The organism is Synechocystis sp. PCC 7339, assembly GCF_019924095.1.
Taxonomy (GTDB): Bacteria; Cyanobacteriota; Cyanobacteriia; order Cyanobacteriales; family Microcystaceae; genus Synechocystis.
The window spans coordinates 3,615,439-3,635,041 of record NZ_CP063659.1 but is presented as its reverse complement, the minus strand read 5'-3'; the positions used below and the strand labels follow the sequence as shown (position 1 = coordinate 3,635,041).

Genomic DNA, 19,603 nt, shown 5'->3' with positions numbered 1-19,603 from the left:
AATGAGTATGTACCTTAAGCACAACAGCTAGGAGCAGGACCTTGTATTGCATTGGTTTGATTAGTGGCACTTCCGTGGATGGCATTGATGCCTGTTTGGTGAAAATTACCGGGTCTGGGTTAGATCTCAGAGTTGATTTTCTGCGGGGAGAAACCTACGGCTACCCCACTGGGTTACGTCAGCAAATTTTAGACTTATGCGGCGGCAAGCCCACTAGCCCAGAGGCGATCGCCTTTTTAGATGACAGTATTGCCAAGGAATTTGCCCAGGCGGCCCAGAAAATTCAACAATCTTTGCCTCCGGCGGAGTTAATTGGTTCCCATGGTCAAACTATTTTCCATCGTCCCCCCAATCCTGCCCATTCCCCTTCCCTCGGTTACAGTTGGCAGTTAGGCCGAGGAGAGGCGATCGCCAGTTTGACGGGGATGACCACAGTGAGTAATTTTCGGGCGGCGGATATTGCGGCGGGGGGCCAAGGAGCGCCCTTGGTTTCCAAAATTGACATCTGCCTATTGAGCGATCAGGATGAACACCGCTGTGTGCAGAATTTGGGGGGCATTGGCAATGTGACCTATCTTCCTCCCCGCAGTCAGGCCCATTGGCAGGAAAAAATTTGTGGCTGGGACACGGGTCCCGCCAACGTCTTAGTTGACCTTGCAGTGCAAAAATTTACCCATGGGGAAAAAACCTATGACCAAGGGGGGCAATGGGCGGCCCAAGGTACGCCTTGTCAAGCATTGGTGGACGAATGGTTACAAGAGCCCTTTTTTCAGCAATACCCTCCTAAATCCACCGGGCGGGAGTTGTTTGGGGCATTGTACCTGGACAATTGCTGGATTGAAGCCCAGCGCCATGGCCTGAATGAAACTGATTTTTTGGCCACTCTGACGGAATTTACGGCCCGCTCTGTGGTAACGGAATACCAACGCTTTTTACCCCAATTACCTGATCGTCTGTTGCTATGTGGCGGTGGTGCCCATAACATCTATCTCAGGGAGCGGCTCCAAGATAATCTTGGCCCCAACACCATAATTCAGCGCACCGATGATGTTGGTCTGAACAGCGATTTCAAAGAGGCGATCGCCTTTGCAGTGTTGGCCTATTGGCGTTTTCAAGACCAGTTTTCGGGCAATGTTCCTTTGGTCACCGGCGCTAACCAGGATTGTCTGTTGGGGGATATTCACCTTGCGCCAGCCCGCAATCGATTTGATTAATTATTGGTAGCTTCGGCCAATTCCGCTAGCCGTTCCTGTTGATCCTGGGAAATACAGGACTCAATAATGGTGTGAATTTCGCCTTCCAGGGCCGTGTTCAAATCAAAGTTGCGTCCCAAACGGTGGTCAGTGACCCGGTTATCTTTATAGTTATAGGTGCGAATTTTTTCGGAACGGGAACCCGTCCCCACCTGTGATCGCCGATTGGAACTGATGGCATCCTGTTGTTCCTGGAGCATCATGTCATAGAGTTTCGCCCGGAGAATTTGCATGGCCCGTTCACGGTTTTGGAGTTGGGAACGTTCCTCGGTGCAAAAAATCCGAATGCCTGTGGGTTTATGGAACAGATCCACCGCCGTCTCCACCTTGTTAACGTTTTGTCCGCCGGCCCCACCGGAACGAGCCGTACTCATTTCAATGTCTTTGGGATCAATCTTTACTTCCACATCATCCACTTCAGGCATGATGGCCACCGTAGCGGTGGAGGTATGCACCCGCCCTCCAGCTTCCGTCACTGGCACCCGTTGCACCCGATGTACCCCCGCTTCAAATTTCAATTGGCTGTAAACCCTTTCTCCCTTCACTTCAAGAATTGCTTCCTTAAAGCCCCCCATATCCGCCAAGGACTCACTTAGTAAACTGACCTTCCACCCCTGACTTTCGGCATATCTTGTGTACATTCGCACCAAATCTCCAGCCCAGATACTAGCTTCATCGCCGCCAGTGCCAGCCCGGATTTCCAACATGATATTTTTTTCATCGTTGGGATCCTTGGGCAAAAGCAGGATAGTTAGACGTTTTTCCAACTCCCCAATGGCATTTTCCAACTCCTCCACCTCCAACTGGGCCATTTCCCGCATTTCTGGGTCATTGCCGGATTCTTTGACAATTTGCCGAGCCCCTTTTAAATCCTCTTGGCTTCTTTTCCAAGTGTCGTAGGTATCAACGGTTTCTTCCAATGATGAGCGGGCTTTGGCCACCCGTTGCAATTCATCGGGGTTGGTGGCAATGTCCGGATCCGCCAGCATCCTAGTCAATTCCTGATAGGTCTGCTCCACAGAAGCTAGTTTGTCTAAGAGGTACGTTTCCGCCATGGTCTGCCTTGGGTCAAAATGCTCAGTCTTCTATTCTAACTCCCCCAAGACCCCCCTGCTTTCTCCCGCTGTATTGACCGCCCACTAATCAGTCCGCATCTTCAAATAAAAGCTCTTCCAGGATATGTTTTAGTTCGTCATTGTCGGGGTGTACCAACTCAATTTCCGTTTCACTAACGGCTTTAGCAAGGAACAACAAAGGGGCGAGGGGAGTGTAAATGCTATAGCGTTCTTCCTCGTGGTAAAAACTAGCCAAGAACTGCAACTCTTCCTCTTCCATTTCAGCGGCGGCATCGTTACCCTCAATTTCTAGGGTGAGAATATCTTCGTCTTCAATGGGGGGCAATTCACCGCTAACAGTGAGGGTGTAAGCAGTGTACTTCAATGACAAATCCAATTCCGCTAGTACAGCCTTGGCATCGGCAAAAATACGGCTAATTTCTTCTTGATCCTCTAGTAAAATTGCCTCGGCATCTTCTGTTTCTTCATCATCATCTTCCCAGGCAATAATCACCACTGGGATATCAACGGGCATCAATAATAAATATTGAGCTTCTTCTTCTTCAAGGGAATTTTCCACGTAGCAATCTAAGGCCCGCCCCGCTTCATCGTAGAGCGTTATGCTATCGCTTTCATCCGGTTCATTTTCTTGATTAAACAGATAAGCAGACATATAACTTAATAATATTATTGAGTATTAAGAGTATCACGGAAGAAGCAGATATTTAAGAAGGGAGCTTAATTAAAGTTTAGGTGATCTAGCCAATTGCTTTTTTCAATAGTGTTAACTCCGTTGATATCCGTAAGATTATATTGCAATGGGGTAATGGTGATGAAGTTATCTTGGCTGGCCTGCACGTCGGTGGGAATGCGACGGTTGAGGCGGAGATAGTCCGGTTGGGGAATTTCCTTTACCCTTTCCCCGGCTAGCCAGTAGTAGCGTTTTCCCCGGGGATCGTACCTTTCTTCGAAGGTTTCGCTATAGCGCTGTAATCCCTGGCGAGTGAGCTTAACTCCGGCAATCTGAGCCGCTGGCACCGCCGGAATATTGATGCTAAATAAAGTCGGTTCCGTCAATGGCGATCGCCAGAGATGTTGGACAAAGCAGTTGGCAAAATCAGCGGCGGGCTGGAAATCCGTGGCGGTAAAACTGACCAAACTCAAAGCAATGCTGGGAATGCCCTCGATCAATCCTTCCATGGCGGCGGAAACCGTACCGGAATATAAAACATCAGTGCCGAGGTTAGCACCGTGGTTAACTCCGGAAAGGACAAAATCTGGATAGCGGGGCATCACCGCATGGAGAGCAAACTTTACACAATCAGCAGGGGTGCCAGAACAGGACCAAGCCTTGATGCGGGGATCAAACACATCCTCCACCATGCCCGCTCGAATTGGTCGATGGAGGGTCAGGCCATGGCCTGTGGCCGATCTTTCCCGGTCAGGACAGACCACTGTGACTTGATGCCCGGCGGCGGCCAGGGTGTTGGCCAAGGTACGTACCCCTTGGGAAAAAATACCGTCATCGTTACTGACGAGGAGATTGAGGACCGGGGATGGGGTCATGGGACACCAAAGAATCGAGATTGTGCCTTTCAGCCTTAACGATATCAGGCTATGTCCCGCTTAAGCTCCGATTATTGCCAGCTAACTCCTTGGCTCCCTGGGGCCATAACTGGGAAGTATTTTGTTCCTTTGACCAATGGGGTGATCGGTCCCAAATGGACTAATCCTGCTTTCACAAGAAAAAATTTTTCTTTTTTAATGGTTTATTTTTCCCAATAAAACCTTTTTTTTACCTTTGGAAACCAACCGTAATCTGAGAAACTGTCTTGTTTTTTTTAAGAAATATTATTAATCTGAAATTCAAGGGAGGTTAATCAACGCCAATTATTATCTCGCATTATTAATCCTCCTTTATATATCTGGTTTAATTGGATTTGACTGGTCGTTATTGTCAAAATAACCAGCAAAAATTAAATTCAAGCTTAAAACCAAAATCTTACTTCGTAATTATTCGCCATGACTACTACCCAATTAGGATTACAGGAACAAAGCCTGTGGTCACGGTTCTGCCGTTGGATTACTAGCACTTCTAATCGCCTCTACATCGGTTGGTTTGGGGTGTTAATGATTCCCACTTTGCTGACCGCAACCACCTGTTTCATTATCGCTTTTGTCGCCGCTCCACCGGTGGATATTGATGGTATTCGGGAGCCCATTGCCGGTTCTTTACTGTATGGTAATAACATTATTACTGCCGCCGTAGTACCCAGTTCCAATGCTATTGGTTTGCACTTTTATCCCATTTGGGAAGCCTCTAGTCTCGATGAATGGCTCTATAACGGTGGCCCTTATCAACTGATTATTTTCCACTTTTTGATCGGAATTTTCTGTTATCTCGGTCGCCAATGAGAATTGTCCTACCGTTTGGGAATGCGCCCTTGGATTTGTGTCGCCTATAGCGCCCCCGTTGCTGCGGCTACCGCTACGTTATTGATCTATTCCATTGGTCAAGGTTCTTTCTCTGATGGTTTACCCCTGGGCATCAGTGGCACTTTTAATTTCATGTTGGTGCTGCAAGCGGAACATAATGTCTTGATGCATCCTTTCCACATGTTGGGCGTAGCTGGAGTGTTCGGTGGAGCTTTGTTTTCCGCCATGCACGGTTCCTTGGTAACTTCTTCGTTAACTAGGGAAACCACTGAAGTTGAATCCCAAAACCAAGGTTATAAATTTGGTCAAGAGGAAGAAACCTATAACATCGTCGCCGCCCATGGTTACTTTGGCCGTTTGATTTTCCAATATGCTTCCTTTAACAATAGCCGTGCCCTCCACTTTTTCCTTGGTGCTTGGCCCGTGATTGGGATTTGGTTTGCTGCCCTTGCCGTTTGTTGCTTTGCCTTCAATCTCAACGGTTTTAACTTCAACCAGTCAATTCTGGATGCCCAAGGTCGTCCCGTTGGTACCTGGGCCGATGTCATCAATCGAGCCAATATCGGTTTTGAGGTGATGCACGAACGTAACGTTCATAATTTCCCCTTGGATTTAGCTGCTGGTGATGCCCAAATGGTGGCCCTCAGCGCCCCCGTCATTCAAAGCTAATGCCATTGCCATAGTTGACCGTTGAATTTCGTTTCATTTGGTTAATCAAGGGCACTCTCGGAATGGAGTGCCTTTTTTCTTCCAAGGTTAAAGTTAAGTCAGTAAAGTTTAGGTCTATTTTCAGGGTGAAACGCAATGAATCAACTTAAAAACTGGGGTTTTTCCTCTGATTGGTGGCAAGGAAAAAAGGGGGAATATTGGGTACTGGGACAAACAATTCTCTCCCTCGGGTTTGTACTTTTGCCGGTTTATACTCCCACTAATTTTCCCTTGTTGGCTGAAAAAAATCAGTTAATTCTCTGGGGCGGAACTTTAGTTTTTGGCGCGATTGCGGCAGTTCTCCTCATTGGTGGCGGTCTGCATTTGGGTGAAAATTTGACTCCTTTACCCCATCCCAAACAAGATAGTCAATTGGTTACCACTGGGATTTACGGCATTGTGCGCCATCCCCTCTACGGTGGTGTGATTTTTCTGGCGATCGCCTATGGGTTTTGGCAATGGAGTTTGGCCCATTTAATTGGGGCAGTGGTGTTATTTGTATTTTTTAATCTCAAAGCTAACCGGGAAGAAATTTGGCTAGAAAACAAATTCAGCGACTATGGCAATTACCGAGGCCGGGTAAAAAAATTGATTCCTTGGCTTTATTAAGGGAATATCAAGGAAAATGACGAAGAAAAATTATGTGGGACGAAAGATTTAAGCAGTCAGAATACGTTTACGGTACGGAGCCCAATGAGTTTTTAGTCAGTGTGGCGGAGCAAATTTCCCCGGGCAAAGTTCTTTGCCTAGCGGAAGGGGAAGGGCGCAATGCTTGTTTTTTAGCAAGTTTGGGTTACCAAGTAACAGCGGTAGATCAATCCGCCGTTGGTTTAGCTAAGGCGCAAAAGTTAGCCCAGGCAAAAGGGGTAGAAATTACCACCATTCAGATTAATTTAGCCAATTTTGAAATTGTTGCCGATGCCTGGGAAGGTATTGTTTCTGTTTTCTGCCATTTACCTTCCAGTTTACGAAAACAACTTTATCCACGGGTTTATCAAGGCTTAAAATCCGGCGGGGTGTTCATTTTAGAAGGTTTTGCCCCGGAGCAATTGCAATATACAACCGGTGGTCCCAAGGATTTAGATCTACTCCCAGCCTTGACGGCTTTACAGGAAGAATTGTCCAGTTTTACTTATTTAACGGGCCACACTTTAGAGCGGCATTTAAACGAAGGTATTTACCACCAAGGCAAAGCGGCTCTAATCCAAGTATTGGCAAAAAAGTAATCCTGATTTAACCAGACCATTTCTATGCAATTAATTATTGTTCGTTGCCTTACTGTTTTCTTTTTAACTTTCTGCTTAATGGGTTTTAATTTCCAACCTACCCTGGCCGCAAGTTTACCCCCCTCCTTCAATTCTGAACTCAGTCCCCAGACCGAAACGGTAGACTTGGCGATCGAGCAGTTTTTAAATTCTCTGCCGGCAAACTATTACACAATTCGGACACCGGCAGCCCTGAAAAAACAGTTAGGTAAAGCCCAAATTATCCTAGTGGATGTTAGAGAAGTTAAAGAATATCAAGCTGGTCATATTCCCGGAATCATTAATATTCCCCTACGAACTTTAACCCATAATCTAGCCCAGATTCTTCCGGATAGCAAAGTTATTGTCTACTGCTCCACTGTCTATCGTTCAGCTATGGCGATAATGACTTTAAACCTTTTAGGTTATGAAAATGTTCTCGGTTTTCCTCCTAGTTTTACTGGCTGGCAAGCGGCGGGGGAAGTAATTGTAAAAACTTGACCAATCAAACTCAAAAAATATGCCTTTTTGCATAACCAAAACCATACTCTTAACAAAAATTTATTGTTATAATAAGAAAAGTAAAGGGAAGGGATTTTAAATCTTGCTCATCCCCCTTAAACCAGCAAATAAAGCTGACAGAAATTTTACTAGTATTATCAATTTTTCCATAGGAGATTTATGCCATGGTTACCAATATGGGCTCCATTGATCGTTTGATTCGTTTAGTTGTTGCTTCCGCATTACTCTATTTAGGCTTATTTCTCTACTCCGGCACCAGCTTAGGTTTGGGTCTTACTGCCGGAGGGGGATTGATGCTATTTTCCGCTACTTTTGGCTTCTGTGGGCTGTACAAATTACTCGGTATCAATACCAAGTAAGTAAGCTCAAGTAAACCCAATCATCTCAATACCCCTCTTCCGTCAGACTGAGGGAATTAAAATGGAGATAAAAGGCTGAAAAGCGCGGAGGGAGAATGACAAAGACAAGAGAGGCGAAAAAGACAGTACAGTGTGTAGACACATATAGTGAACTGTATAAAGATATATTTCCAGAAGTGAGGTCTTATGAGTCATTTAAATATATCATTGTGGGAATATTAAGTGATATAAAAAGAAAGAGTTTACCTGCAATAGCATCATCACTAGGATTGAAAAATGAACAGGGATTACTGCATTTCATGACAGATTCTCCTTGGGAATTAAAAGAATTAGAAAAAAGAAGATTAAATATTATCTTAGAAGTTTTAGAAGGAAGAGAAATAATAGTAATAATAGATGAAACAGGAGACCTCAAAAAAGGGAAAACAACAGATTATGTAAAAAGACAATATATTGGAAATTTAGGAAAAATAGAAAGCGGTATAGTGTCAGTAAATGCCTATGGTTACTGCAATGGAGTAACGTTTCCTCTAGAATCAAAAGTATTTAAACCAAAAGAAAGATTAAAAGAGGGAGATAAGTATAAAACAAAGCCGGAATTAGCAGTAGAGATAATAAAAGAACTAGAAGAAAGTGGTTTTAAAATAAAAAGAGTAGTGTCAGATAGCTTATATGGAGAAAGCCATAGCAATTTTATCAGTGCCGTAGAGGAATTAAAAATAGAATATGCAGTGGGAATCCGGAGCAATCATGGGGTCTGGCTTCCAAAGGAAGCTAAAATAAGGGCAAATAAGTGGAGGAGGTTTGAACATATAAGATGGGATGGAAAACAGGAAGATAGGCATATCAGAGAAATAGTTTATGGCAAAAAAAACGCAATAAGATATTGGGAAATTAAAACAGAAACAGAAAAAGAGGAGGAAAAAGCAGGATGGTTTGTAATGACTCGAATACCAGATATTAAATATAAAGAAGTTGGCAGAATATATGGGGTAAGGTCATGGATAGAATATGGATTTAAGCAATGCAAAAGTGAATTAGGATGGGCAGATTTTAGGGTAACTCATTATGAGCAAATTCAAAAATGGTGGGAATTAGTGATGTGTGCATATTGTATGATTTGTTTTTATGATGAGAATTTTAATTCGACTCTAAATTCAACGTCAAAGTATCATCAAAAGCATGAAAAATGGGATAAAGAAGAAGGGTGGAAAAAATGGCTAAACAACCTACGATTAGTGATCTCTGTATTTAATGCAATAAATCTTATCAAAAAGTGGTTAAAAGTATTTCCATTTGCCCATGTTTTGGATGAGTTAACTAAACTTTACAACAAGGTTGATAAGCTAGATCGATTAAAGTATTTGCTAAATTCATGGAATACATTCTATTCTTCTTCTGCCTAGATTGATGAAAGAGGGATACAGTGGTTACCCCTTTTAGTTGGCTCAATAAAGTCCTGAATATAACAATGGGCACTTGCAAGGTGAATGATTCTGGTGGTATCCGCTGTATTTTCTCACCAATTTTTACCATTCATTTGGATTAATTTAAATTATGAACAACTCCTCCGCCATCGACTCCCCCTCTTTTTCCCGTCGTCAATTACTAAATTTTCTCACCGGCACCACCGTTGCCGTTACGGCCAGTGCGGGACTGTACACCGTGGGAAAATTCCTCGTTCCCCCCGCCGAAAAAACTGGGGCTGGAGGGGGCATTATCGCTAAGGATGTTTTGGGCAAAGCCATTCCCGCTTCCCAAATTTTGGCGGAAGCTCCCGGTACCAGGGCTTTGGTGGCTGGTCTAGCCGGTGACCCCACCTATCTAATTGTCAAAGAAGACGGTAGCCTTGACAGCATCGGCATTGTGGATGTCTGCACCCACCTGGGCTGTACTTTCCCCTGGAATAGCAACGATCAAGAATTTCAGTGTCCCTGCCATGGTTCCCGCTACCATCCCGACGGCTCTGTGGCCCGGGGGCCCGCTCCTTTACCACTGAAAATAGTGCAAGTGGCTGTGGTAGATGATCACATTTTGATTTCCCCCTGGACTGCATTGGATCCTCGCACAGGGGAAAAACCCTGGTGGGTTTGATAATTTTTGATTTTTGGCCAACAATCTTCAAAAGCTAAACTATTTTGGTTTTATTAACATATGTGGATTAGTGCCACCGTTGCGTATATTCATTACCTCAGTTTCATGGTTGCCTTCGGCGCTTTGGTCACAGAGGGTCTGACCTTGAAAAAAGAACCTACCCTGGAGGAGTCTTGGCGATTGGTCATTGCTGACAGTATCTATGGCTTGTCCGCCACGGCGGTGCTGGTTACAGGGGTTTTACGGGTGATGTATTTTGGCAAAGGCACTGATTACTACCTGAGTCATCATATTTTCTTTGCCAAGGTGGGGCTATTTATCTTGGTGGGGTTGCTTTCCCTCTATCCCACTTTCTCGTTTTTAATGTGGATTAAAACCCTGCGCGATCGCCAGGCTCCTGTGCTGGAGGAGGGCAAAGTATCTGTGTTGCAATGGTTGATTAGGGGAGAATTGGTCGGACTGGCCTTGATTCCCTTCACCGCGGCCCTACTGGCTAGGGGCTTTTAGAATCTTTAGGTGTTCGAGACCTTCAATTTCCTCCGCTGTATTGATCAATTCTGGGTGGGCGACCTTGGGTGGAACAGTGAGTTGATTTGGGAGCCACACCTTGAACCGAGTGCCCTGATCTAAGACACTTTCCACCTGAATTGAGCCCCTATGTAAATCCACACAGGTTTTGACAATACTTAACCCCAGACCCGTACCGTGGATATTGCCAACATTACTAGCCCGTTGAAAGGTCCGAAACAGTTTTGGTAAATCTTTGACAGGAATACCAATCCCCTGATCAGTCACTTGGACTTGAACCCCGGCATTGACAACTGCGACACTAACTTCGACGGGATGTATGGGTAACGAATATTTGACGGCGTTGGATAGTAAATTGGTAAAGATAAACTTGATCAGCTTAGCGTCCATAAACACCGGCTCAGCCACTTTGTCGAAGCTAACGTTAATTTGATGATGGCGGCCAATACCTGCTTGAATTGCTTCAACAATATCTTTTATTACCAATCCCAGATTCATCAGTTCTGGCTGAAACTGTAGCCGACCCGACTCAACCCGGCCAATCAGCAAAACATCATCCAGCATTTGTTCTAAACGACGAATAGATGTGTAAATCCGTTGCAAATGTTTATCTTGTCGTTCTGGGTTAGTCCGTCCATCAAACGATGCTAATAATTCAGTTGAGGAAAAAATACTTGTTAAAGGAGTTCTAAACTCATGGGATACCATCGAAACAAAACTAGTTTTTAAGCTATTAATTTCTTGTTCTCGTTGGAGTGTTTGGGCCACTTGCTCCTCGTGACGGCGTTGCTCGGAAACATCTCGAAATACCATCACACATCCAGCAACTAGTCCATCTACACCAATAATCGGAGCACAACTATCATCAATATCAATGGTTTCCCCATTGCGCCGGACTAGGGCTACTGCATCATGTAAGGACTGATTCACCTGAGAACTAATCGCGGCACTAACGGGTGAGGAATAAGGGGCTTGAGTTTTAGTGTTAATCAGATTCAGAACCGTCGAAAATTTTTGTCCCACGCCTTCTTGATGAGGCCAATCAGTTAAAATCTCCGCCACCGGATTCATTAGGATAATCGTTTCGTTGGCATCAGTCATTATGACAGCGTCCCCAATACTAGCTAGGGTTACTTCTAAAAATTCTTCCTGTTGATTGGCTTGAGATTCCCCACGATAACGCAGTCTGACTTCATGGTAAACCCAAACCAAAATCACAATCAAAATTAATAGGGTAATGCCAAGATTAGTCCAAATTATGAGTGGGCTTGACTCTCGTGAATCCCCAAAAGCCTGTTGCAGTTGCTCCAATAAAAGCAATTCTCGGTCTTCAATTCTCTCTAGGAGCTTAAGCAAATCCGCAACTATAGAGTTAGATTGTTGTCTGATATAAGTTTGTCTAATGTAACTAAGGCTTTGACGATTAGTATCATTAATTAGTTGATTGAGAATTTTACTATTTTTATCTATTAATAATTTTAATTGCCTGATATCTACCTGTTGTTTTGAGTTACCCTCTATCAAAATACTTAATTGGTCTAAGTTTTGATAAATATTCTTGATGTGAAGATCATAACTATTTAAAATAGTGGTACTTTTATTAGAAATGCTATAGTCTCGGACATCTAACTGAGTTTCACGGAGAGATAACCTTAATCCATTAATTTAACTCAAGACCTCTTGGGTATAAATTACTGATCTTGAGAGCTTATCAGAATTAGAGACTGTCCACAGAGTTGGAAATACTGAAACAATTCTCAGGGCAATCACTAGGCTAAAAGCCAGGCTCAATTTCCAAAAAAATCGATCTTTGTGCTGTTGACTGATGCGCTCCTGGGTCTGTCGACTAATATTTTCGGTCACCCGCCGTTTTTGAATTTCAATCATCACTTGCCGTGCTAATTTCGCCATCATTAACATTTGGCCCGGTGTTAATTCTCGGGGCAGAAAATCAATAATACACAATACCCCTAGTTCATAACCATCGGGGGTTATTAGAGGGACTCCTGCATAAAACCGAATCAATTGCTCCTTGAGATACCTCGGCTGATCCTTAAACACCGGGTCTTGGAGCGTGTCGGGAACGATCAGTATCTGCTGCCGTTTCAAGGCGATATTACAGTAAGAGGTTTCCCGTGGAGCTTCTGTTAAATCACAACCAACTTGGGATTTAAACCATAATCGATCCTGATCCATTAGTCCAAATAGAGCAATCGGCACCTGACAAACTTCCTTCAGGGTTAAGACAATTTGGTCAAAGGAATAGTCGGGAATCGTATCTAAGAGACGACAACTTTTTAGGATTTCCAGGCGTTTCTCTTCGTAGGTATCGGTTTTTTCGTACATTGGTCTTCCTAAACTATAAAGTCTGGTAATAGCTGGGATAGATCCGGTACTTCCGAGGCTGTCCAGTTTAGACAAAATTGATAAAACTCTGGCTCTGGCACAGGTTGACTAAATAAATAGCCTTGGAGTTGATCACAGCCTAGATTTTGTAAAAACCGAGCCTCAGTAACGGTTTCGACTCCTTCTGCAACTACTCGCAAATTCAGTTCATGGCACAATTGAATTACCGCCTTAACAATGCTGGCATTCCTAGGATTGGTATCCAGACCCCGGACAAAGCACTGATCAATTTTGACCACATTTACCGGAAGCACTTGCAAGTATTCTAAAGAGGAATAACCGGTACCAAAATCATCGACCGCCAGGGTGATCCCCAGATTTGCCAGGGAAGTTAAGATTTCACAGGTCCGTGGGACATTAGCAATTAAGCAGGATTCCGTAATTTCTAATTCCAGGAAGTTTGGCCGTAGCATAAGTCCATGGGTGTAAAGCAAGTTGGCAATAGTTTGGTCTAAATTAGCCTGACGAAATTGCAGAGGGGACAGATTCACCGCAATTTTTAAGGGCGGTAAGCCCAGATTGTTCCATCGTTTTTGATCCTTACAGACCTGTTCTAAGACCTTTAAGCCAATGAGAACAATTAGACCAGTAGCTTCGGCAATGGGAATGAATTGTGCTGGCGGTAAAAGGCCTTTTTGGGGATGTCGACAGCGGACTAAGGCTTCGGCCCCGACAATTTCTCCGGTATTACCATCAATTTTCGGCTGATAAAATACCCGAAACCAAGATTCTTCCAGGGCTTGGCTCAACTCATCTTCCAAAACTAATTTCTCTAGGTTTTGTTCCCGGTGATGGGACGAATAAAATTCGTAGGCTATTTCCTGGGATACTTGACTAGCCGCAAAATCAGCTTTTTCCACCAGGCCCTCCAAGCAAACATCATCTTCCGGAAAACAACTGATTCCCGTGAGTATTGATAAACGGGTGCGAAAAGTCCCGATCTGAATGGGTTTAGCCATTACCCCATGAATTAATTCAACCAAGTGTTGAATTTCTGCCCGAGTCTTGGGGATCGTCGCAATAATCAGATAACGGTCATGATCCATTAAGAAAAGAGCATCCTCTTGTTCCAACTGACTCCTGAGGCGACGGGTTAACTCCAGAATCAGTTCTTGCCGCTCCTTCGGGTTAAGTATTATTTCCACCTGGCGCAGTTGTAAAATCTGAAGCGAGAGAATCCCAACTAATTCCTCCAATGTGTTGCGGGTAGCTACCGTCTCATTGAATTTTTGCCGTAACAAGAAGCGGTTTGGCAGGCCAGAGTCCGGGTCGTAATGATAAATTTGCTCTAACTTTTCCCGTTCCCGCGCCACCTTGCTGTCAATGTACTGCTCTTGAGAATTAGCCTTGGCTAAACGAGTTGAAATAGCTTCGAGGAGATCTGCCCGACTAAAAGGTTTGGTGACATAGTCATCTGCTCCCAATTTCATGCCGGTGCGTTGGTCAGTCCGCTCCGCTCGGGCCGTGAGAAAAATAAAGGGGATCATTTCGGTGTCTGGCTTTTGTCGCAATGCGGTTAACACTCCGTAACCATCTAATTGGGGCATCATAATATCGCACAAAATTAAATTGGGATGATTATCCTGGGCAATTTTTAAGCCAGAAATACCGTTCTCGGCTACCAATACTGTACATCCCTCATCCGTGAGCATTTCTGCAATATTTTCTCGGATGCTTTCATCATCTTCAATCACTAAAATTAGGATATTTGCTGTATCCATTATGTACACCTCTTAAAGTTTTAATTTAGACCTAAAATTTGAAAAGTAAAACTGGAGAAAATTGACTCTCTAGAGCAACAAGTTGACCAGATGCACCTCGTTTTTACAACTGGTCAATAATTCAAGATGTCAAAATCCATCGAAAGTATTTTTTTAGCAGAGATTTCTAGATAGTGGTTTTTGATTTACTGAAGTCAGCTTAGTAAGTCTAAAATGCTTGATATACAAGGATTTAGTATATTACATGCATTCGAAATCACCATAAAAAGTATAAACAATTACAAAATTTTTAAGGGCACCCAATCCACCAAAGCTGAAGTCATCAACTTGAACGATTATTCGGAACGAAATCTCTTAATTGGTCTGGTAGTGAAACTATTTTTGCAGTCTGCCGCTATTCTAATCTCATTGTCCTTTCAATTGCCGTACATTATCGTACACAATACACATCAAATAGATTGAATGTTTTTATTTTGTGATTGAATTTACATATAATATTTTTATTTTAGTCAGATCGATTTAAAATCATAACTAATAAATTCCTGATAGATAAAGCTTTTGGTCGGTCTGATTCGGTTAAAAAATCAAAAAAACGGGTCGGTTGAGGCTGGATTTTATGGGAAGTTCAAACACCCGCATGAAATATTTTTTGAATTTTCTGACTAATAACCACCAAAGAACTTGGCTCCATGGAACCTGGCTTTTGCCCCTGGGTCAATGAAACCATGGCGATTAAGTCCCCCCTGGGCTAGAATATCGCTCAGACTCACACCTCCCTAGTTCTAAGCTTGTTTGATTTTGCCCTAACCTGAATAAACCGCCGTTGCTTGGTGGCCCTGCCATGATTGACCACTCCGCCGTTGATAAATCGTCCTTTGCCTCCAGTGAGTCCGACTACATTCAAGCAGAGCTGATGGCCGAGGAAGAAACTAGGCCTAGGGTGAGCTATGACCCAGGAGAGTCTAGCCTGGCGCCCCTAGACCAGCCCCTGGAAGCAACGGAAAGTTTTGAATTTAATTTCATTGACTGCCCGGTGCCCCAGGAAGAGGTACAGAACACTGATCTCACTGAGGAAATTCTGACCCGTCTATTTACGCCCTGGAGTTTGGCGGGACTGTTGATGTTGGTGGCGGCCAATGGGTTATTAACGGTTTATAGTTTGACTGCTCGATCGCCGGCTCCAACAATGGCGGTGGCCAATTTTGACGGTTTGCCCCCCATTGCCCCTGGTTTAGATCCGGTGGCCGATGCGGGGACTGGCCTTAATCTACAGAAGCTCAGCGAAATGGCTGTAGTGCATGATCCCCAATCGATGGCTCCCTCTGCTCCCCAGGCGATCGCCAATCAGAATGTTGCCAATGTTCCCAGTGCCCCCCCGTCAACAATGGTTCCCCCAGCCCAGCCGGTGCCCATGGCCGGCTATAGTCCCTACTTAAACGATCCTGGGTATGTGGCCGCCGCCCCCGGTAATGTCACCCCCCCCCGCCCCAATCAGTCGGGTCAGCCATTGCCCACCATTGCTATTCAACCCATCCGTCAGGCTCCTACCCCTCCCTTACCCCCTCCTCCTCCCCCGCCTATTAATACGGGCATTGGGAATGGCGTTGTTATCTCCCCTCCGGTGGCCAGGGCCGATTATGGTAATCAAGTTAGTGCCTCCCCTAGTTCACCCTCCGCCAGTGAGACCAGTGTGGAATCGCAGATGCATCAACAATTGCCCAGTGGAACTTCCCCTAGTACCGTTGCCAGTGGTGGGGATCAATCTTTCAATCAAAAAACCCGTCAGCAGTTGACTAGAACCTATAATCAGGCAGGAGGTGCCACTGATCGGGCAACTAACCCCGCTACCCAACAGTTGGTGCAGGAACTAGAAAGTCTTAACCAAGCTCCCTATTAGGGTATGCCCTCTTTGTCATGGAACTTTTTAATCGGGTTGGACGGGTATTAAAGTCCCAGTTAACCCATTGGCAGCAACAACAGGAAGCGCCGGAAGAACTCCTCGAACGTCTATTGGGGGAGATGGAGTTGGAGTTGATTGAATTGCGGCGGGCCCTGGCCCAGACCATTGCCACTTTTAAAAGTACGGAACGCCAGAGAGATGCCCAGAAGTTAATCGCCCAGCGCTGGTACGAAAAAGCCCAGGCTGCCCTGGATGGAGGTAGTGAGACCCTGGCTAGGGGAGCCCTTGAGCAAAGACAATCCTATCAGAATCATACAGAAGCCCTAGAAAAATCCCTCGGGGAACAACGGGCAGTGGTGGAACGGGTACGGGGACAATTACAAAAGCTGGAGCGCAAATACCTGGAGCTTAAAAGTCAGAAAAGTCTCTATCTGGCTCGCTTAAAATCAGCGATCGCCGCCCAAAAAATTGAAGAGATTGCGGGTAATTTGGACAATGCCAGCGCCAGCAGTTTATTTGAAAGAATCGAAACCAAAATCCTGGAGTTGGAAGCCGAACGGGAATTGCTCAATCCTCCTCCATCCCCGCTGGATAAAAAATTTGAGCAGTGGGAAGAACAACAGGCCGTGGAAGCAACCCTAGCGGCGATGAAAGCTCGACGCCCCCTGCCTCCCCCTTGAATGGGTTACTGAGATTGCCATGGAAAAATGTAACTGCTAACTGCGAGTTAGCCCTCAAAATGACCAACCTTCCCCACGAATGTGAGCAGCTTTTTCTGTTGGACGGTGGCTTGGAGACAGAAATGATCTTTAACCGAGGCTTTGAGCTACCAGCCTTTGCCGCCCATACCCTACTATCTGATCCCTTGGGGCGGGAAGCCTTAAAGAACTACTTCCATGGTTTTTTGGATCTGGCCAAAGAAAAACAATTTGGCTTTTTAATTGATGCTCCCACCTGGCGGGCTCAACCATTTTTTGCAGAAGAATTGGGGGTGAGTGTGGAAGAAATTCGGCAAGCAAATTTTCGAGCAGTGGAATTTGCCAAAACTTTGAAACAGGCTTACGTCGCTCAAATTAAGCCCCTACTGATCAACGGCTTGATTGGCCCCTGTGGCGACGCCTATGGCGGTGAACATTTCAGTGATGCAGAAGAAGCCCAAGCCTATCACCGGCAACAAATTAGCTGGTTAGCGGCGGCTGGGATTGATCTATTGGGGGCATTTACCCTCACCAGCGTTAATGAGGCGATCGGCATTGTCCGGGCTAGTCAAGAATTTTCCTTACCCGTATCCATTTCTTTCACGGTGGAAACGGATGGTCATTTGCCCACGGGCACTGCCCTGTCCGAGGCGATCGCCAGGGTTGATGAGGCTACCCATCAGAGAGCGGCTTATTTTATGGTCAATTGTGCCCATCCAGACCATTTCTGTTCCGTGATCACAGAAGAAGCTTGGTTGAGTCGCTTGGGGGGATTTCGCTGTAACCCTTCCCGCCGTAGTCACGCCCAGTTAGATCAAGCAGATTTTCTCGACATTGGTAACCCAGTGGAACTCGCCCACTCCTATTGGACACTGAAACAAAAAGTCCCTTCAGCCAATGTGTTTGGAACCTGTTGTGGTTCCGACCTCCGCCATATTCGGGCGATCGCCGATGTCTTTGACGAAAAAATGTCAAACGCCTAGAATTGTCTGCGGGTAAAAATCAAGTTTGCTAGGGTGAGCATCAAGGTGATGTAGAGAATGCCGTAGAGTAAGTTGGCCCAGAGTTCGCCGCTGGCGGGCAAAATTCCGTACACCGCCTCATTCTTGAGATTAAATCTTTCCAGGTTGGGCAATACCAAGTAAAGATATTTGGTCAAGGTTTCGATGTTGGCATTTTTGGTAATTTCCCCCAACTTGAGCAAATCCCGGCTGATATGCCCCATAAAGTACACTCCAAAACTGAGCAGGGTGGCCAAAATAGAACTGGTAAACACCCCAAATAAAATGGCGATCGCCGTGAGAACTGCTAGTTCTAATAACAGAAAACCCTGGGAAATGAGAATGGCAGTGGGGGAAAAGGGAATTTTAGCCCAGGCCAACATGGCCAAATAAATGCTGGTCATAATCACCAACATGGCAGCCAGCACCCCCGATAAACCCAAATGTTTGCCGATAATAAGTTCACTGCGGCTGAGGGGCTTGGGAATGAGCACCAACACGGTCCGTTTCTCGATTTCTTTGTTGATCAGACCCGTACCAACAAAAATCGCCACGATCGCCCCCAATAGGGAAGTGGCAGCTAAACCTAGGTCGAGGAAAATTTTGCCGTCCGCCCCGACGGAAATTTCTGGCAGTATACGCAGAGCCAGGGCCATCAAAATAGCAAAAAAGCCGATCACATAAAGAATCCGGTCCCGGATAACCTCTCGAAAACCATTGGCGGCGATCGCCCAAATCCTAAAAATGTTGATCATAATTTTCTCGGCAACGCAATTCCCAATAATGATCCCACACAATTTTAAGCAAATCTAAGCACAATTAAATTCCCCACTAAGGCCGGCTAAAATGGGGAATCAAGAGAATATGACTATGAAATTTTTATTAGGATTAGTCAAAATTTAGCTTTTGGGCAACCTGAATCCCTGCGAAATTCCATATTTGGAATCAATTACTAGGGTCAAGGGAATAGCTCTAGCTACTGATGACTATTCCACCGCCGGAACACTGTCCAATAAACCATGGCGATCGAGCACTGCTTGCAGTTGGGACTCTTCATCCTGGGACAAAGACGTTCTCAGCACCTTACCGCCGTATTTGCTCACATCGGCCAGCACTTTGTCGGGGGTCACTTTCTTGACCAGAACAAATAGAGCAGAACTACCGGGGCACATGGTTTCCCCTAATTCCCGCATGAAATTGTCATCCACACCAATGTCACTGAGAGCGCCGGCCAAGGCTCCACTGGCCGCCCCCACCGCCGCCCCTAGCAGAGGATTGAAAAATAAAACGCCGATCAATAAACCCCAAAAACCACCACTAACGGCGCCGGAACTGGTGAGGTTAATCGCTTGTTTGAGCTTGACTTTGCCCTTTTCATCTTTGACCACAACGGCGGCATCTTCCATTTCAATCAAATGCTCCACTTGGAGTTTGGCGAGGGCAAGGCGTACTTCTTCTGCCTTGTACTCATCTTCGTAGCCGATAACAATTAAGTCGCTCATAAAACCTTACTGAAAATAATTGGTGATTACTAGGCTCCATGGTAGCAGTTGTGTTCGATATTGAAAGTTGGGGTAACCGCCAATACACAACTAGCCCTCCCCCTGGACAATCAACTACAATTTGGGAAACTCGATGGCGGAGCCTCCCCATCCGTCCCATGAAATTTTGATAGTAC

The 19,603-nt window shown here is 45.2% G+C and carries 17 protein-coding genes and 4 pseudogenes; 12 read left to right on the top strand and 9 right to left on the bottom strand.

What is annotated here, in order from left to right; all coding sequences use genetic code 11:
• Positions 1 to 20: 20 nt before the first annotated feature.
• Positions 21 to 1,214, top strand: a pseudogene (locus IQE94_RS17305) (anhydro-N-acetylmuramic acid kinase); the annotation flags it as partial.
• Here IQE94_RS17305 and prfA read toward each other — a convergent pair.
• From prfA to surE, 3 genes are all read right to left on the bottom strand, one after another.
• Positions 1,211 to 2,308, bottom strand: a complete 1,098-nt coding sequence (gene prfA, locus IQE94_RS17300) for a peptide chain release factor 1 (RefSeq protein WP_194020484.1) — start codon at positions 2,306 to 2,308, stop codon at positions 1,211 to 1,213. The pseudogene IQE94_RS17305 and the gene prfA overlap by 4 nt on opposite strands.
• Positions 2,309 to 2,396: 88 nt before the next feature.
• Positions 2,397 to 2,981 carry a DUF3727 domain-containing protein gene (locus tag IQE94_RS17295; protein WP_212719321.1) on the bottom strand — a complete coding sequence of 195 codons (585 nt, stop codon included), beginning with the start codon at positions 2,979 to 2,981 and terminating at the stop codon, positions 2,397 to 2,399.
• 65 nt (positions 2,982 to 3,046) lie between these two features.
• Positions 3,047 to 3,874 (bottom strand): 5'/3'-nucleotidase SurE, encoded by an 828-nt coding sequence (gene surE / locus IQE94_RS17290; RefSeq protein WP_212719324.1) that lies wholly within the window; start codon positions 3,872 to 3,874, stop codon positions 3,047 to 3,049.
• A gap of 456 nt (positions 3,875 to 4,330) precedes the next feature.
• Here surE and psbA point away from each other — a divergent pair.
• From psbA to IQE94_RS17250, 8 genes and pseudogenes are all read left to right on the top strand, one after another.
• Positions 4,331 to 5,413, top strand: a pseudogene (gene psbA / locus IQE94_RS17285) (photosystem II q(b) protein).
• Positions 5,414 to 5,548: 135 nt separating this feature from the next.
• Positions 5,549 to 6,061 carry an isoprenylcysteine carboxylmethyltransferase family protein gene (locus tag IQE94_RS17280; protein ID WP_212719330.1) on the top strand — a complete coding sequence of 171 codons (513 nt, stop codon included), beginning with the start codon at positions 5,549 to 5,551 and terminating at the stop codon, positions 6,059 to 6,061.
• A gap of 32 nt (positions 6,062 to 6,093) precedes the next feature.
• The gene (locus tag IQE94_RS17275; protein ID WP_212719333.1) at positions 6,094 to 6,678 is read left to right on the top strand and encodes a class I SAM-dependent methyltransferase; all 585 of its coding nucleotides are present in this window, start codon (positions 6,094 to 6,096) and stop codon (positions 6,676 to 6,678) included.
• A gap of 24 nt (positions 6,679 to 6,702) precedes the next feature.
• A complete protein-coding gene (locus tag IQE94_RS17270) occupies positions 6,703 to 7,197 on the top strand; it encodes a rhodanese-like domain-containing protein (RefSeq protein WP_212719336.1) in 495 nt (164 codons plus the stop codon).
• Between the two features lie 185 nt (positions 7,198 to 7,382).
• A complete protein-coding gene (locus IQE94_RS17265; RefSeq protein ID WP_212719339.1) occupies positions 7,383 to 7,577 on the top strand; it encodes a DUF2892 domain-containing protein in 195 nt (64 codons plus the stop codon).
• Between the two features lie 95 nt (positions 7,578 to 7,672).
• Positions 7,673 to 8,800: pseudogene (locus tag IQE94_RS17260) on the top strand (IS701 family transposase); the annotation flags it as partial.
• A gap of 334 nt (positions 8,801 to 9,134) precedes the next feature.
• Complete coding sequence (gene petC, locus IQE94_RS17255; protein WP_223342408.1) at positions 9,135 to 9,671, top strand: cytochrome b6-f complex iron-sulfur subunit; 537 nt, start codon at positions 9,135 to 9,137, stop codon at positions 9,669 to 9,671.
• Between the two features lie 60 nt (positions 9,672 to 9,731).
• Positions 9,732 to 10,178, top strand: a complete 447-nt coding sequence (locus tag IQE94_RS17250; protein WP_212719356.1) for a DUF2214 family protein — start codon at positions 9,732 to 9,734, stop codon at positions 10,176 to 10,178.
• Here the strand turns inward: IQE94_RS17250 and IQE94_RS17245 are convergent.
• From IQE94_RS17245 to IQE94_RS17230, 4 genes and pseudogenes are all read right to left on the bottom strand, one after another.
• Complete coding sequence (locus IQE94_RS17245; RefSeq protein WP_223342407.1) at positions 10,158 to 11,417, bottom strand: sensor histidine kinase KdpD; 1,260 nt, start codon at positions 11,415 to 11,417, stop codon at positions 10,158 to 10,160. The genes IQE94_RS17250 and IQE94_RS17245 overlap by 21 nt on opposite strands.
• An 87-nt stretch (positions 11,418 to 11,504) precedes the next feature.
• Positions 11,505 to 11,864 (bottom strand): annotated as a pseudogene (locus IQE94_RS18935) (CHASE3 domain-containing protein); the annotation flags it as partial.
• On the bottom strand, positions 11,865 to 12,545 hold the full coding sequence (locus IQE94_RS17235; RefSeq protein WP_223342406.1) for a GAF domain-containing protein: 681 nt from the start codon (positions 12,543 to 12,545) through the stop codon (positions 11,865 to 11,867). It lies immediately after the preceding pseudogene.
• An 8-nt stretch (positions 12,546 to 12,553) separates the two neighbouring features.
• On the bottom strand, positions 12,554 to 14,326 hold the full coding sequence (locus tag IQE94_RS17230; RefSeq protein ID WP_223342405.1) for an EAL domain-containing protein: 1,773 nt from the start codon (positions 14,324 to 14,326) through the stop codon (positions 12,554 to 12,556).
• Between the two features lie 841 nt (positions 14,327 to 15,167).
• Here IQE94_RS17230 and IQE94_RS17225 point away from each other — a divergent pair.
• From IQE94_RS17225 to IQE94_RS17215, 3 genes are read left to right on the top strand one after another with little or no spacing between them, the layout of a single operon-like run.
• Positions 15,168 to 16,223 carry a hypothetical protein gene (locus IQE94_RS17225; protein ID WP_223342404.1) on the top strand — a complete coding sequence of 352 codons (1,056 nt, stop codon included), beginning with the start codon at positions 15,168 to 15,170 and terminating at the stop codon, positions 16,221 to 16,223.
• Between the two features lie 17 nt (positions 16,224 to 16,240).
• Positions 16,241 to 16,906: a PspA/IM30 family protein gene (locus IQE94_RS17220; protein ID WP_223342403.1), complete on the top strand. Its 666-nt coding sequence runs from the start codon at positions 16,241 to 16,243 to the stop codon at positions 16,904 to 16,906.
• 59 nt (positions 16,907 to 16,965) lie between these two features.
• Positions 16,966 to 17,907 carry a homocysteine S-methyltransferase family protein gene (locus IQE94_RS17215; protein ID WP_223342402.1) on the top strand — a complete coding sequence of 314 codons (942 nt, stop codon included), beginning with the start codon at positions 16,966 to 16,968 and terminating at the stop codon, positions 17,905 to 17,907.
• Here the strand turns inward: IQE94_RS17215 and IQE94_RS17210 are convergent.
• Both IQE94_RS17210 and IQE94_RS17205 read right to left on the bottom strand, forming a co-directional pair.
• Complete coding sequence (locus IQE94_RS17210; protein ID WP_212719398.1) at positions 17,904 to 18,680, bottom strand: ABC transporter permease; 777 nt, start codon at positions 18,678 to 18,680, stop codon at positions 17,904 to 17,906. The genes IQE94_RS17215 and IQE94_RS17210 overlap by 4 nt on opposite strands.
• A 231-nt stretch (positions 18,681 to 18,911) precedes the next feature.
• Positions 18,912 to 19,427: a DUF1269 domain-containing protein gene (locus IQE94_RS17205; protein WP_212719401.1), complete on the bottom strand. Its 516-nt coding sequence runs from the start codon at positions 19,425 to 19,427 to the stop codon at positions 18,912 to 18,914.
• Between the last annotated feature and the right edge of the window lie 176 nt (positions 19,428 to 19,603).